At 64.2% G+C, this 14285-nt stretch carries 13 protein-coding genes; 6 read left to right on the forward strand and 7 right to left on the reverse strand.

Annotated elements, in window-relative coordinates; translation table 11 throughout:
• The first annotated feature begins 78 nt into the window (after positions 1-78).
• Positions 79-1668 (forward strand): phosphoenolpyruvate carboxykinase, encoded by a 1590-nt coding sequence (locus T8S45_RS02090; RefSeq protein ID WP_322294493.1) that lies wholly within the window; start codon positions 79-81, stop codon positions 1666-1668.
• Between the two features lie 70 nt (positions 1669-1738).
• Here the strand turns inward: T8S45_RS02090 and T8S45_RS02095 are convergent, their stop codons facing one another.
• Positions 1739-3574 carry a DUF885 domain-containing protein gene (locus T8S45_RS02095; protein ID WP_322294494.1) on the reverse strand — a complete coding sequence of 612 codons (1836 nt, stop codon included), beginning with the start codon at positions 3572-3574 and terminating at the stop codon, positions 1739-1741.
• Between the two features lie 79 nt (positions 3575-3653).
• Here T8S45_RS02095 and T8S45_RS02100 point away from each other — a divergent pair, with 79 nt between their 5' ends.
• Positions 3654-3848: a hypothetical protein gene (locus T8S45_RS02100; RefSeq protein WP_322294495.1), complete on the forward strand. Its 195-nt coding sequence runs from the start codon at positions 3654-3656 to the stop codon at positions 3846-3848.
• A 6-nt stretch (positions 3849-3854) separates the two neighbouring features.
• Here T8S45_RS02100 and T8S45_RS02105 read toward each other — a convergent pair whose 3' ends face one another.
• Positions 3855-4511, reverse strand: coding sequence for an alpha/beta hydrolase (locus T8S45_RS02105; RefSeq protein WP_188641405.1), 657 nt, complete (start codon positions 4509-4511; stop codon positions 3855-3857).
• Positions 4512-4611: 100 nt separating this feature from the next.
• Here T8S45_RS02105 and T8S45_RS02110 point away from each other — a divergent pair, with 100 nt between their 5' ends.
• The 3 genes from T8S45_RS02110 to T8S45_RS02120 are packed head-to-tail and all read left to right on the forward strand — an operon-like array spanning position 4612 to position 7072.
• On the forward strand, positions 4612-5661 hold the full coding sequence (locus tag T8S45_RS02110) for a cysteine desulfurase family protein (protein WP_322294496.1): 1050 nt from the start codon (positions 4612-4614) through the stop codon (positions 5659-5661).
• Positions 5658-6743: a cysteine desulfurase family protein gene (locus tag T8S45_RS02115; RefSeq protein ID WP_322294497.1), complete on the forward strand. Its 1086-nt coding sequence runs from the start codon at positions 5658-5660 to the stop codon at positions 6741-6743. Before T8S45_RS02110 ends, T8S45_RS02115 begins: the two co-directional genes overlap by 4 nt.
• A complete protein-coding gene (locus tag T8S45_RS02120; RefSeq protein ID WP_322294498.1) occupies positions 6743-7072 on the forward strand; it encodes a 2Fe-2S iron-sulfur cluster-binding protein in 330 nt (109 codons plus the stop codon). Before T8S45_RS02115 ends, T8S45_RS02120 begins: the two co-directional genes overlap by 1 nt.
• 57 nt (positions 7073-7129) lie before the next feature.
• Here T8S45_RS02120 and T8S45_RS02125 read toward each other — a convergent pair whose 3' ends face one another.
• From T8S45_RS02125 to T8S45_RS02135, 3 genes are all read right to left on the reverse strand, one after another.
• Positions 7130-7747: an outer membrane protein gene (locus T8S45_RS02125; protein WP_188641409.1), complete on the reverse strand. Its 618-nt coding sequence runs from the start codon at positions 7745-7747 to the stop codon at positions 7130-7132.
• A gap of 231 nt (positions 7748-7978) precedes the next feature.
• The gene (locus T8S45_RS02130; RefSeq protein WP_322294499.1) at positions 7979-8524 is read right to left on the reverse strand and encodes a type 1 glutamine amidotransferase domain-containing protein; all 546 of its coding nucleotides are present in this window, start codon (positions 8522-8524) and stop codon (positions 7979-7981) included.
• 98 nt (positions 8525-8622) lie between these two features.
• Complete coding sequence (locus tag T8S45_RS02135; protein WP_322294500.1) at positions 8623-10356, reverse strand: tetratricopeptide repeat protein; 1734 nt, start codon at positions 10354-10356, stop codon at positions 8623-8625.
• A 141-nt stretch (positions 10357-10497) separates the two neighbouring features.
• Between T8S45_RS02135 and parC the strand changes: the two genes are divergently transcribed.
• Positions 10498-12789 (forward strand): DNA topoisomerase IV subunit A, encoded by a 2292-nt coding sequence (gene parC, locus T8S45_RS02140; RefSeq protein ID WP_322294501.1) that lies wholly within the window; start codon positions 10498-10500, stop codon positions 12787-12789.
• A gap of 63 nt (positions 12790-12852) precedes the next feature.
• Here the strand turns inward: parC and T8S45_RS02145 are convergent, their stop codons facing one another.
• Positions 12853-13407 (reverse strand): hypothetical protein, encoded by a 555-nt coding sequence (locus T8S45_RS02145; RefSeq protein WP_188641413.1) that lies wholly within the window; start codon positions 13405-13407, stop codon positions 12853-12855.
• A 207-nt stretch (positions 13408-13614) separates the two neighbouring features.
• Entirely contained in the window at positions 13615-14259 is a 645-nt protein-coding gene (locus T8S45_RS02150; protein ID WP_322294502.1) for a retropepsin-like aspartic protease family protein, read from the reverse strand.
• Positions 14260-14285 lie beyond the last annotated feature (26 nt).

A 14285-nucleotide genomic window follows, 5' to 3' on the forward strand; every position in this document is an offset into this window, starting at 1 on the left:
GGGGTTCTCTATCTGCGCTGGAGACAGTTTCGGCACTACCATGCGCCGGCCGCCTCCAGTCGTTTCGGGAGAATATCCGTGAGTTCGCCTCTTTCCACGCCCCTGTCCGCCCAGGGGATAGTTACCGATGCAACGATCCACGCCAATCTGGACAGCGCCGCGCTGACCCAGCACGCGCTCGACAATGGCGAGGGCAAGCGCGCCAAGCACGGCCCGCTGGTTGTCGAGACCGGCAAGCACACCGGCCGCAGTGCGAAGGACAAGTTCATCGTCCGCAATGCCGAGACCGAAGAGACAGTCTGGTGGGACAACAACGCCTCGATGACGCCGGAACACTTCGCCGCGCTGAAGGAGGATTTCCTCGCCGCGCTGAAGCACAAGGACACGCTCTACGTCGCCGACCTGTTCGGAGGTTCGCAGCCCGAGCACCGCGTCAACGTTCGCGTGGTCAACGAACTCGCCTGGCACAACCAGTTCATCCGCACGCTGCTGGTGCGCCCGACCGCGAGCGAACTCGAAGGCTTCGTGCCCGAATACACGATCATCGACCTGCCGACCTTCCGCGCCGACCCGACACGACACGGTACCCGCAGTGAAACGGTGATCGCGGTCAATCTCGAGGAAAAGCTGATCCTGATCGGCGGCACCAAATATGCCGGCGAGATGAAGAAGAGCGTCTTCGGCATCCTCAACTACCTGCTGCCGCCCAAGGGCGTGATGCCGATGCATTGCTCGGCCAATATCGGCCCCGATGGCAAGAGCGCGGTGTTCTTCGGCCTGTCGGGCACCGGCAAGACCACGCTTTCGGCCGATGCGAGCCGCACGCTGATCGGTGACGACGAGCACGGCTGGTCTGACACCGCGGTCTTCAACTTCGAAGGCGGCTGCTACGCCAAGATGATCCGCCTCGATCCCGAATCCGAGCCGGAAATCTACGCCACCACGCGGATGGAGGGCACGGTCCTCGAAAACGTGGTGATGGACGAGAACGGAGAGATCGATCTCGACGACGCCACGCTGGCCGAGAACACCCGTGGAGCCTATCCGCTGTCCTCGATCCCGAACACGTCGGCCGACAATCTCGGCCCGCCCCCGTCGAACGTGATCATGCTGACCGCCGATGCGTTCGGGGTGCTGCCCCCAATCGCGCGTCTCACACCCGACCAGGCGATGTATCACTTCCTGTCGGGCTACACCGCCAAGGTCGCGGGCACCGAGATCGGCGTGACCGAGCCGACCGCGACCTTCTCTACCTGTTTCGGCGCACCCTTCATGCCGCGCCACCCGAGCGTCTACGGCAACCTGCTCAAGAAGCGTATCGCCGAAGGCGGCGCGCAGTGCTGGCTGGTGAATACCGGCTGGACGGGCGGCAAGTACGGCGAAGGCCATCGCATGCCGATCAAGGCCACCCGCGCGCTGCTCAACGCCGCGCTCGACGGTTCGCTCAACGATGCCGAGTTCCGCAAGGACGAGAATTTCGGCTTCGAAGTGCCGGTCAGCGTGCCGGGCGTCGACAGTGCGATCCTCGATCCGCGTTCGACCTGGGACAATCCGGAAGAATACGACGCGACCGCGCGCAAGCTGGTCCAGCTCTTCGTCGACAATTTCGAGCCCTTCGCGGCGCATGTCGACCAGGGCGTTCGCGACGCGGCTCCCGCCGCGGCGTAACGCTTCTCACAAGTTGTGGAGAGGAGGGCCCCGTCGCGGCAACGCGGCGGGGCCCTTTGCATTTCCTTTTTTAGCGTCCGGCGCGTTCGATATAACGCGCGACATTGCGTTCGAGCACATCCATCGGCGCATTGCCGCCAAGCACGACCGCGTCGTTGAAGGCCTTGAAGTCATAGGCATCGCCGAGCGCCGTCCGCGCGCGTTCTCGCTGGTCGACGATGCGGCTGTGGCCGAGCTTGTAGCCGGTCGCCTGGCCGGGCCAACTGCAATAGCGATCGACTTCGCTTTCGACTTCGGCGCGCTTGGAGCCGTTGCGTTCGACGAAGAAGCGTACCGCGCGGTCGCGGCTCCAACCCTTCGCGTGGAGCCCGGTGTCGACGACCATGCGGCAGGCGCGGAAGGCGAGGCTCTGGAGGTATCCGAGCCGCCCGACCTTGAAATCGTCATAGGCACCGAGCTCGTCGGCCAGTTGCTCGCCATAGAGTGCCCAGCCTTCGCTGAACGGGTTGAAGGCGAGGATCGAGCGGATCAGCGGCAGGCGGTTCGAATATTCGCCCTCCCAAACATGGCCCGGGATCGTTTCGTGGAAGGTGAGGTCGGCGAGGTCGTATTTGCGGTGCAGGTCGGTGGTGCGGAGGTTGATCCAGAACCGCCCCGGGATCGTGCCGTCCTTGCTGCCCGCCCCGCCGTAGGCGCCGGGCGCGCCGACTTCCTCGGCCGGAGGGATGCGGCGGACTTCGAGGTTGGGATCGACCAGGGTGTTGAAGGCGCGCGGCATCTGCGCCTTGATCCAGTCGATCCGGTCTTCGATGAACGCCATGATCTCGGCACGGCCCGGATCGCCCTCGGCGAATTTGTAGCGCGGGTCCTCGCTCAGGCGCTGCATCCGCTCGCCGACGCTGCCGGTGGTGAAGCCGATTTCGCGCAGGATCGGATCCATCCGCGCGTGGAGCGCTTCGAGTTCCTCGAGCCCTTGCCGATGGATCTGGTCGGCCGAAAGGTCGGTAGTCGTGCTCGAGCGCAGCGCCCAAGCGTAGAATTCCTCTCCGCGCGGACGCGAGGAGATGCCTGGCGTTGAGGTGGCTACCGCACGCTCGGCGCGCAATTCCTCGAGCTGCCGCGACAGCGCCTCGGCGATCGGTCCGCTTTCGAGGGCCAGCGCCCGATCGGCGTAACGTTCGGCGAGGCCGGCGTTCGCCAGCTTGGGTCGCAGCGTTTCCGCGAACAGCTCGCCCTTGCCGGCGCTGGCGATAGTCTGTTCCATCTGGCCCATCGCCTTGTCGAGCAGGAAGCTCGGCGGGGTGACGCCCATGCCGCGCGCGTCTCGAATGCGCGCCAGTTCGCCATCGAGCACGGCGGGCATCTGCTGAAGCCGCTCGATATAGGCGTCGGCGTCCTGCGCGCTTTCGACCTTGTGGTTCGCATCCATGAAGCGCGGCATGTCGAGATAGGTCCCGACGTTCTGGATCACGACATAGGGCGCGGTCCGCCAGCTGCCGACCGGCACGTCGCCATAGGGCAACGCAAGACCCTGCAGCGCAATGTCGTAAGCGCTGCCGACGACTTCGAGATTGGTGAGCGTTTCGGTGTCGAGCCCGGCCTTGGGAAAGGCGCGGACGCGGGCGAGATCGCTTTTCAGTGTCGCTGCCAACGCATCCTGCCCGGCAGGCGACTGGTCTTCGAGACGACCGCGCAGATAGGCATAGGGTCCCGTGTCGACGCCGAGCGACGTGGCGCGTTCGGGCTCGTGTTCGAGCAGATTGTAGGCGATGTCCTCGAGCAGCGCATCGGCGGAGCCGGGCATGCCGGCGACGAGAGAGCGCGCGCATCCGGGGAGGGTGGCGAGAGCGGTGCCGGCGCCGAGCACGCCAAGCGCCTGGCGACGGTTCATGTTGGTCATATCCATCGGGCGAGGATGGAACGGCGGCGGCGGCGCGTCAATCGTGGCGGCTTGTTCCGCGCGACGGACACGCTAAACCGTGCCCATGTCGATCGTGCTTTCCATCGTGATGCTCGCCGCCTTCGCGCTCCTCCTCGCCGCATTCATCGCATGGCGGAAGGGATTGCCCAAGAAGCAGATCGGCCTGCTCCTCCTGCTTGCACTGGTGATGGCGGTGAACGTCGCGATCTGGACTGTGCCCGATAGCGAGGGCACCGCGCCGATCGACAAGGTCGAATGAGACTTTTTACTTGATCGGGCAATCGGGCGCGAGGCGCATGTCGAGATAGTTGTCGACCGAACGCATCATTTCGTCGAACTCGTTCTCGAAGAAGTGGTTCGCGCGCGGGATCTCGTCGTGATGGATCGTGATGTGCTTCTGCGTGCGCAGCTTGTCGACCAGCTTCTGGACGGCCGAGGGCGTGACCACGGTATCCTGCGCGCCCTGCACGAAGATGCCCGAGGCGGGGCAGGGGGCGAGGAACGAGAAATCGTACATGTTGGCCGGGGCCGCGATCGAAATGAAGCCGCGGATCTCGGGGCGGCGCATCATCAGCTGCATGCCGATCAGCGCGCCGAAGCCGAACCCGGCGACCCAGGTCGTCGAGGCTTCGGGGTGGATCTGCTGAACCCAGTCGAGCGCCGCGGCGGCATCGGACAGTTCGCCGATCCCGTTGTCGAAGCTGCCCTGGCTGCGACCGACGCCGCGCGAATTGAAGCGCAAGGTGGCGAACCCGCGCGCGGCGAAGTCCTTGTACAGTGCCATCGTGATGCGGTCGTTCATCGTCCCGCCCGCTTCAGGGTGCGGGTGAAGGATCATCGCCACCGGCGCGCGCGGGCGCGGGGCAGGCTGGAAACGACCCTCGAGACGGCCTTCAGGTCCGGGGAAAATCACGCTGGGCATTGGCAAATCCGGTGCAAAGAGCCTCAGTCGCCGCCGCCCGATCGGACGATTGCGGACAAAAGAGGGTAGGAATGGAAGATGGGCGCTATATAGGTTTTGCATGGCCGAAAGCAATAATAACGACACCGCCGTCTACCTCGACTACGCGGCGACATGCCCGCCACTTCCCGAAGCCGTCGCCGCGATGTGCGAAGGGCTCGCCGGGTGGGCGAATCCCTCGAGCCCCTATGCCTGCGGGCGGGCCGCGAAAGCCGAGCTCGAGGACGCGCGCGCGCGGATCAAGTCTGCGCTGGGATGGGATGGAGAGCTGATCTTCACCAGCGGTGCGACCGAGGCGATCGCGATTGTTCTCCAGCGCACCAAAACTCCCCTGACTGCGGTCAGCCCGGTCGAACACGCTGCCGTGTGGCGCTGGTGCAAGGAAGCGAATTATTTGCCCGTCGATGCCCATGGCATCGTCGACCTCGACGGAGCCGACCTGTCCGGCCTGGTCGCGATCCAGCACGTCAACAATGAGACCGGGGTGGTCCAGCCCGTCGCGCGGATCGCGGCAGCGGTGCGCGAGGCGGGCGGGGTGTTCTTCTGCGACTGCGCGCAAAGCGCGGGAAAGCTCGCACTGCCCGACGCCGACATGATCGCGATCAGCGCGCACAAGTTCGGTGGCCCGGTCGGGTTCGGTGCGCTGTTGCTCAAGGATTACGGCCTGCTGCACGCGGTCGGCGGACAGGAGCACGGCTATCGACCCGGTACCGAGAATCTCCCGGCAGCCAGGGCGATGGCGGTGGCACTCGAAGCGGGTAATGGCTGGCTCAGCGAAGCCGCGAAGCTGCGAGCCAGGCTCGAGGCGGCGATAGAAGATGCGGGGGGCGAAATCGTCGCCAAGGCGAGCGAGCGTAGCCCCGCGATCGGTGCCTATCGCATGCCAGGTATCAGCGCTGCCTCGCAGCTTATCCGCTTCGATTCGAACGGCTTCGCGATCTCCTCGGGCAGCGCCTGCTCTTCCGGCTCGCTCAAGCCGAGCCATGTGCTCGAGGCAATGGGCTACGAGCATTCGCGCGAGGTGATCCGCGTCAGCATCGGTCGCAAGACCACGGAACGCGAGATCGACGCCTTCGTTGAAGCTTGGAAGGCCATGGCCCAGACCACGTGATATATCTCGATTACCAGGCGACCACCCCGCTCGCGCCCGAAGCGCGCGACGCGATGCTGCAATGGCTCGACGGGCCGGGTGGCAGCGGCTTCGGCAACCCGCACAGCCCGCACAAGATGGGACGCGCTGCCGCCGCGGCGGTCGAGTTTGCGCGCGAACAGGTCGCCGCGCTGTTGCCCTCGGGTGGCCGGGTGATCTTCACCAGCGGCGCGACCGAGGCGATCAACCTTGCGATCCGCGGCGCGCTGTCGGCGAAGCAGGGCAGTATCTCGGCCTCGGCGATCGAACATGCCGCGGTGCTCGACACCGCGCGCGCGCTCGGATCGTGCCACATCCTCAACGTCGCCAAGAACGGCCAGTGCAACACCAAGCAGGACCTGCCGCAGGACACGCGGCTGGTCTGCCTGATGCAGGTCAATAACGAGATCGGGACGATCCAGCCCACGGTCGATTGGCATCGCAAGGCCAAGTCCGCCAACGCGCTTTACCTGTGCGACGCGGTGCAGGCCTACGGCAAGATCGAGGTCACCGGTGCGGACATGATCGCGATCAGCGCGCACAAGATTTACGGGCCCAAGGGCATCGGCGCATTGTGGGTGCGCGACAATATCGATCTGGGCGAAGTGCAGACCGGGGGCGGGCAGGAATACGGCCTGCGTTCGGGCACGCTAAGCCCTTCGTTGTGCGCCGGTTTCGGTGCCGCCGCGGCCGAGGCGAAGGACCGGATGGCGCAGGATGCCGACCACGTCGAGAAGCTCTGGACGATCGTCGCGCAGGCGTTCGAAAGCTGGCGGCTCAATGGCAGCGCCGAGGCGCGCTGGCACGGCAACGCCAATCTCCAGCATAACGGGATCGACGTCGCGCGGCTGATGTCCGATTGCCGTGAGGTGATGTTCTCCGCCGGATCGGCCTGCGCGAGCGGCTCGGGGCGCCCCAGCCATGTATTGAAAGCGCTGGGCCTCAGCGACAAGCAGGCTAAGAGTTCGATCCGCCTCGGCTGGGGGCGTTACACCGAGGCTGAAGAGCTCGAGCGGGCCTGTGACATGCTGCTCAAGGCCGCGCGCAAGCAGGGGATCACCTGATGGTCCGGCTGCGCTTCAAAGAGGGCGACAAGCTCACCGAGTATGACGGCGAAAGCGGCCTGACGCTGCTCGATGCGGCGCAGGCGGCGGGCATGCCGCTCGAAGGGACCTGCGAAGGCCAGATGGCCTGTTCGACCTGCCATGTCCTCGTCGCGCGCGAGTGGTTCGCTCGGCTCCCCGAAGCGAGCGAAGAGGAAGAGGACCTGCTCGACCTCGCGGCCTGCGTCGGCCCGACCTCGCGCCTCGCCTGCCAGATCGTGCTGGGCGACGACCTCGACGGGCTAGAAGTCGCGATCCCCGATGAAAGCCAGGACATGCGCGCCGGTTAGCAAAAAGGCCCGGCGGATTGCTCCCCCGGGCCTCCTGTCTGGCGTCTGCGCCAACTATCAGAAACGATAGGCGACCGTGGCCATGCCTTGGTGGCGTTCGAGGTCCACGCCGAGCGCGGTGCCGTCGAATTCGAGTTCGCCATAGTTCGAATAGCGATACTCGACGCGCGCGGTCAGGTTGTCGGCGAGGCGAAATTCGCCGCCCGCGCCGACTCGGAAACCGTCGGCATTCGAGCTGTCCGAGAGCGCGACGCCCGGTGCGGTGTAGTCGAGGTCGAACTTCTGGTTGGTGTAGCCGCCCTTGACGTAGAGGAAGCCGTTGTCGCTGGCGAAGATGCCGGCACGCGCGCCGACATAGATGTCGCGCCCGGCAGTGAACGATGCGGTGTCGCCGGCCACGAGAACATTGGTGTCGTCGACGCCGATGCTGCTTTCGCTCAGTTCGGCCTCGACGCCGAACACGGCGTTGTCGGTCGCGAAATCGTAACCGAGGATGGTGCCGTAGGCGACGCCTTCCTCGCTTTCGCTGTCGGTGCCGTCATCGACCTGGATGCTGTCGACGCCGACGGTGGCGCCGAGATAGGGGCCGGTGAAGGCTTCGCTGCGGTCCTGCGCCAGGGAGGGAGTGGCGGCGAGGGCGGCAACGAGGGCTGCGGCGGAAATATAGGTCTTCATTGGTTACTCCAGTTCTTGTTCTGATTCTCGCGGGGGGAAAGCGAGAACCGTCCCGAAACGACCTTCGAACTGTCGCGCGAATGAACGGAAAAACGATTTGCCGACCAATGGCGCGACCCTGTCGACGAGCGTCTCGAACCAGCGGGACGAACGAGACCGGGAATGGGTTCCACACAAAAAGGGCCGACGCGGCTGAAATGCCGCGCCGGCCCTGATTTATCGGCGAAATTTTCAGGCGTTTTCGGGGACGCGACCCTTCACCCGGGCGATCAGCGCGTCGCTGAAGGCAGGGATGTCATCGGGATTGCGCGAGGTGATGAGGTTGCCGTCTTGGGCGACTTCCTGATCCACGACATTCGCACCGGCATTGGCGAGGTCGGTCCGGATCGACGGCCAGCTGGTCACGGTCTTGCCCTTCACCAAGTCCGCTTCGGCAAGCAGCCACGGCGCGTGGCAGATTGCGGCGATCGGCTTGTTCGACATGCCGAATTCGCGGACGATCGCAACGGCGCGTTCGTTCATGCGAAGGATATCGGGGTTGATCTGGCCGCCCGGCAGCAAGAGCGCATCGAAATCGTCACACGACGAAATTTCGTCGACCGTCTTGTCGACCGCGACGCTTTCGCCCCAGTTCTTGTCGTTCCAGCCCGTGATCGAGCCGGCTTCGAGACTGACGACGGTGGTTTCGATTCCGGCATCTTCGAGATTGGCCTTCGGCTTCATCAGCTCGGACTGTTCGAAGCCGTTGGTGGCGAGGATCATTACGCGTTGGGTCATGGAGGTGCTCCTTATGTGCTTTCACCTTCCCAACGGCTGGGGAACACTCGACGTTCCGGCTATGATGCGAGCCGTGTACGGATTGCGATCGAACCGGTTCACTTTGCCAGCACTGCGGCCTCCCCCAGTGCCCAGCTATTCTTGACGTGGTTGACGAAGAGTGGCCGATGGTTGCGGAAATCGGCTTGGGCATCCGCGCCGAAGTCGCCCGCGGCAGTACGCTGAACTATTCCGGCGATCGCCTTGCGATATAGGGTGCGCGCATAAGGCCCGTTTGCGAAATCGCCTTTTCGGGCGAAGTTGGCGGCGTACCACAGGATCTTTATCCGTTCGGGCAGGTCGGCCTGGAATGTAGCGTCCACCAGCGCCGCGATGCTGCGATAAAGCGTGGCGGCTTCTTCCTTCTTCCCGTTTACGGACATGGCATCTGCGAGGTTCGCAGAGGCGATGGCATAGAGAAGGGATCGCTCCCCGAACGCGGCACGCCTGATCTCCGCGACCCGGAAAAGCCGGCGTTCGGCTTCGCCCGTCTGTTTCAGTTCGGAGAGGGCGACGGCAAGGTTCATTTCGATCGTGGCGCAATCGGGATGGTTTGGTCCAAGGTTCGATTGGCAGATCTCCAACGCGCCCGCATAAGTATCGCGGGCCTCCGCATATTTTTGCGTAGTGAAATAGAGCGCCCCGAGATTGTTGAGGCGGAACGCGACGTAGTAATCGTTTTCGCCCAACACCCGCATAGCCTGGTCCACCGCTGCGCGAAAATAGCGCTCGGCTTCTCCATAGCGGTAGCGGTCCTGCATTATCGTGCCCAGGCCATCGAGGATCACCGCGTAGATGTATTCGGCAGAATTTGCCGCCGCCATCGCTTCGTCAGCAGTACCAATCACTTGCCCTTTCTGAACCAGGGCTCTTTCGATCTCGTCGAGAGCCTCCAGCAGCAATTGTTCCTTACGCAGCAGTTCGTTCTTTTCTCCTACGATGATCGCCAATTGTTGCAGCGCAGAACCGATAGAGCGGTGATCCTCCGGACTATTGGCACGAAACAGAGTGATGCTGCGGGAAAGAACCTTCTCGGCTTCGTCATATCTTTCGAGTGCGCCAAGCAGCGTTGCCAGAAGCATGAGCGCCTCGGCAGTTTCCAGACTGGTTGTCCCGAATTTTTCCATCGCGAGGGCGAGCGTTTGACGGGCGATCGGCTCGGCTTCACGAAAAACACCCGCATTGAGCAAGCTATTGGTGGTCTCGATACCGAGGGTAAAGAGCTTTCCCGGATCCGCGTCAGCCATCGATTTCTGGAGGTCGATCATCTGCGCAAAAAGATCCGGATTGCGCGACGTGACGAAACTTTGCCGCAGATTGCGTTCGAGATTGACCATGACCAGTCGCGTGAACGGGTCGGACGGGCCTAGTATCGCAGAATATGTACCGATCGCAGCGCGATACAACGCGCGGGCCTCGTCGAATCGCTGCTGTTGGTCCAGCGTCTGAGCGAGATTGTTCTGCATCCCGGCCTGGGCAAGCGTGGGTTCGGCCGAAAGCTTTTGGGCCAGGGCAAGGCCGCGCCTCGCCACTGCTTCTCCTTCGGGCAAGCGGTTCGGTGCGCGCAGCGAGAACTCGGAAGTCGCCAGGAAAAGATCGAAACACGCTTCTCCCAACGGCGCCTTCTGTTCGCATTCGAAAAGCAGGGGGAGGGTCATGGCAAAGGCCGCTTCGCCGTCGCCGCTGGCGAACAGGGCGTCGGCCTCTGCGGGCACGGACCAGCGTTCCTGCGCGTGTATGTTGGTCGGCCCGATAAGGAGGGATATTGCCCCGAAAGCGAAGATATACCTCATGGCCAGACGCTATCATTCCCGATGAGCAAAGACATCAGACAAAAACTTTCCACGGCTTGCGGACACGGATGTGAACCATTTTCCCCTGTTAGTCTGGTCGAGCAACTTCATCGGCCCGGACGCAGGGGCTAGGGAATTCCGATGTCCGCCACCGACACCACCGATTCCGATCCGTTCGATGCGATCGTCGACGCGCCGTTCGATAGCGCGCTGTCCGAACGTTACCTCGTCTATGCGCTCTCGACGATCACCGCGCGTTCGCTGCCCGACCTGCGCGACGGGTTGAAGCCCGTGCATCGCCGCCTGCTGTGGGCTATGCGGCAATTGCGGCTCAATCCCGACAGCGCGTTCAAGAAATCCGCGCGCGTCGTCGGCGACGTGATCGGCAAGTACCACCCGCATGGCGATGCCAGCGTCTACGATGCGATGGTCCGCCTCGCGCAGGATTTCGCGCTGCGCTATCCACTGGTCGAGGGGCAGGGCAATTTCGGCAATGTCGACGGCGATAACGCCGCTGCCTACCGCTACACCGAGGCCCGCCTGACCAAGACGGCGATGCGCCTGATGGCCGGGCTCGACGAGGGCACGGTCGAATTCATCCCGACCTACAATGGCGAGGAGCAGGAGCCGGAGATCTTCCCCGGCCTGTTCCCCAATTTGCTGGCCAACGGCGCGAGCGGGATCGCGGTCGGGATGGCAACCAATATTCCGTCGCACAATGTCGCCGAGGTGATCGACGCGACGCTCGAGCTGATCGATAATCCGCATGTCGAGCACGCGCGGCTGATGGAGTTGATGCCGGGGCCCGATTTCGCCACCGGCGGGGTGCTCGCCGAGAGCGCCGAGGCGATCAGCAATGCCTATGAGACCGGCCGTGGCTCGCTGCGCGTCCGCGGGCGCTTCTTCGCCGAAGAGGCGGACAGCGCCGATGATCGCGAGGCGGGCCTCGAGCGCCAGAAGGGCGGCGGCTACCAGCTCGTCATCTCCGAAATTCCTTACCAGGTCGCGAAGGGCAAGCTGATCGAGCAGATCGCGCAGGCGATCGCCGACAAGAAGCTGCCGATCCTCGAGGACGTTCGCGACGAGAGCGACGAGAAGATCCGCATCGTGCTGGTGCCCAAGTCGCGAAATGTCGATCCCGACCTGCTCAAGGAAGGGCTCTACAAGCTCACCGACCTCGAGACCCGGTTCGGGCTCAACATGAACGTGCTCGATGCGAGCCGCACGCCGATGGTGATGGGGCTGAAGGAACTGCTCTCGAACTGGATTACGAGCCAGATCGAGATCCTGCAGCGCCGCAGCCAACACCGGCTCGACCAGATCGCCGGGCGGCTGGAGCTGGTCGAAGGCTATATCATCGCATTCCTCAACCTCGACCGGGTGATCGAGATCATCCGCACCGAGGACGAACCCAAGCCTGTGATGATGGCGGAGTTCAAGCTCACCGACCGCCAGGCCGAGGCGATCCTCAACATGCGGCTGCGGTCCTTGCGCAAGCTGGAGGAAATGCAGCTGCGGCAGGAAAAGGACGACCTCCTGGCCGAACGCGAAGAACTCGAGAAGCTGCTCGGCTCGCCCGCCCGCCAGCGCACGCGGCTGAAGCGCGACCTCAAGGCGCTGCAGAAGGAATACGGGCTCGATACCGATCTCGGTGCGCGGCGCACGTTGATCGCCGAGCCCGCCGCCGCGACCGAGTTCAGCATGGACGCGATGATCGAGAAGGAGCCGGTGACGGTGATCCTGTCGCAGAAGGGCTGGATCCGCGGGGCCAAGGGACACCTCCCGCTCGACCAGGAGTTCAAGTACAAGGAGGGCGACGGCCCGTCCTTCCTCCTCCATGCGCAGACGACCGACAAGCTGTTGCTGGTGGCCGACAATGGCCGCTTCTTCACGCTCGGCGCGGACAAGCTCCCGGGCGCGCGCGGCTTCGGCGAGCCGGTGCGCAACACGCTCGATATCGAGACCGAGGCCGATATCGCGGCGCTGATCGTGAGCGATCCGAAAGGCAAGCTGCTGCTGGCCTCGAGCACCGGCAAGGGATTCCAGGCTCCGATGTCAGACCTCGTCTCCGAGACGCGCAAGGGCAAGCAGGTCGTCAATGTCGGCAAGGACGGGAAGCTGGTTGTCGTGCGGCGGATCGAGCCCGATCACGATCACGTCGCGGTGGTCGGCGACAACCGCAAGCTGGTCGTGTTCCATCTCGACGAGTTGAAGGAGCTGTCGCGCGGGCAGGGGGTCAAGCTACAGGGCTACCGCGATGGCGGGCTGGCCGATGCGACCACCTTCAAGCTCGAGGATGGTCTCAGCTGGACGATGGGCGGCAAGGGTGACCGCACCCGGACCGAGACCGAGATCTGGCAATGGAAGGTCGCACGCGGCGGGGCAGGGCGCCTGCCGCCCCAGGGTTTCCCGCGCGACAACAAGTTCGGATAGAAAAGGGGCCGGAGGATTGCTCCTCCGGCCCCTTTCGATTTTCCAGCTAGAAGCGGGTGTCGCTTACTGGCCGCCTTCGGCGGTCATCGTGCCGGTGGTGCCCTGGGCTTCCATCGCGGCCATGATGTCGGCCATCGCGACGAGCGCGACGAGCTTCTGGTCGACCACCGCGAACTGTTCGCGGGTCAGCGCGACCGCGCCTTCGCCGTGGCTGACGACGATGTTGTCGCCTTCGACGCTCTTGATCGCGCCGATCGGCATACCCTTGACGGTGGCGACGTCGGCACCGACGACGAGCGCGGCGTCACGAGCGGCATCGGCCTGCTGCTTGGCAGCCTGGAGCATGCCGACGATCTGCGCCTTGGTGGCGTTGACCGTGGGGCCGTTGTCGCCAGCGCCGAACGCGGCGGTGGGAACGGGAGCCTTCATGCCGTCGACAACGAGGATGGCGGTTTCGCCTTCGACGCTTTCGATCGTGCCGATTTCCATGCCGTCATTGCCGTAGACGGTCGCACCGGCGGTGGCGGTGACGGTCGCACCGGCGTCCTGCGCAAGCGCGGCGCCCGGGACGGCGGCGATGGCAAGAGCAGCGGCAGCGGCCAGCTTGTTGAATTTCATGTCGGATCCCTTCCGTTTGTCAGAACTCTGCCCTTCCCCAGGCACCGAGGGGGGTACGTGGCAATGGGCATGATATGATTGTTGCACCTTCGTCGAGGCACCTTCGCAGCCGAAGCGCGAAAGCCCTATATGTAGGGAGCTTTCCCATGTTGCAACTGCGAGATAGGTTATAGCGGATCGAAACTGAAGCTGGCCTGAAGCGCGCGGTCAGGATTCGGGCACCAGAATCAACACGTCGTCCTCCACCCTCCAGCTGTCGAGGCGCGAGAGGAAATTCATTCCGAGCACGTTGACGTTGCCGATCGCGGGCGAGACCACGACATCGAGATCGCGCGCTGTCACGCTGCCCGCCTCGAGGATATCGATCGTGGCGAGCTGTGCAGGGGCGTTGCCGTTGGCGGTGCGCATGATCACGGGCTGGCGATAGGGGATCGGCTCGACCCGCCCTGCGGCGGCGGCCGCGGTCGAGAGGGCAGTAAGCGTCGCCCCGGTATCGATCAGGAACCGCGCCTGCGCGCCGTTGACCTGGCCTTCGACCCAGAAATGCCCGTCGCGCGACAAGGGGATGCGGGTCTCGCTGCCTTCGACGATTTGCTCGGGCATGCCGATCTGCGGCATCGCGAGGTCGAGATCGGGGTTGAGACGCGCGGCGTTGACGATCGTCAGCACCAGCGCCGCGGCGATCCCGAGATGACCGACCGTGCGCACTGCCGCGCCCCCGCGCCGGGTCGCGAGGCCGAACAGGTTGCCGCCGACCACCAGCAGGATCGAGACAAGTGCCAGCGCGAGCAAGGGCTGCGAGAGCAGGAAATCGCCGGCCGAGGGGAGCGTGATGTCGGAGGGTCCGCGCATGGAGGACAATATAGGCATGCCCGCGC

This window comes from Pseudoblastomonas marina (assembly GCF_034374265.1).
Classification (GTDB): domain Bacteria; phylum Pseudomonadota; class Alphaproteobacteria; order Sphingomonadales; family Sphingomonadaceae; genus Alteriqipengyuania_A; species Alteriqipengyuania_A marina.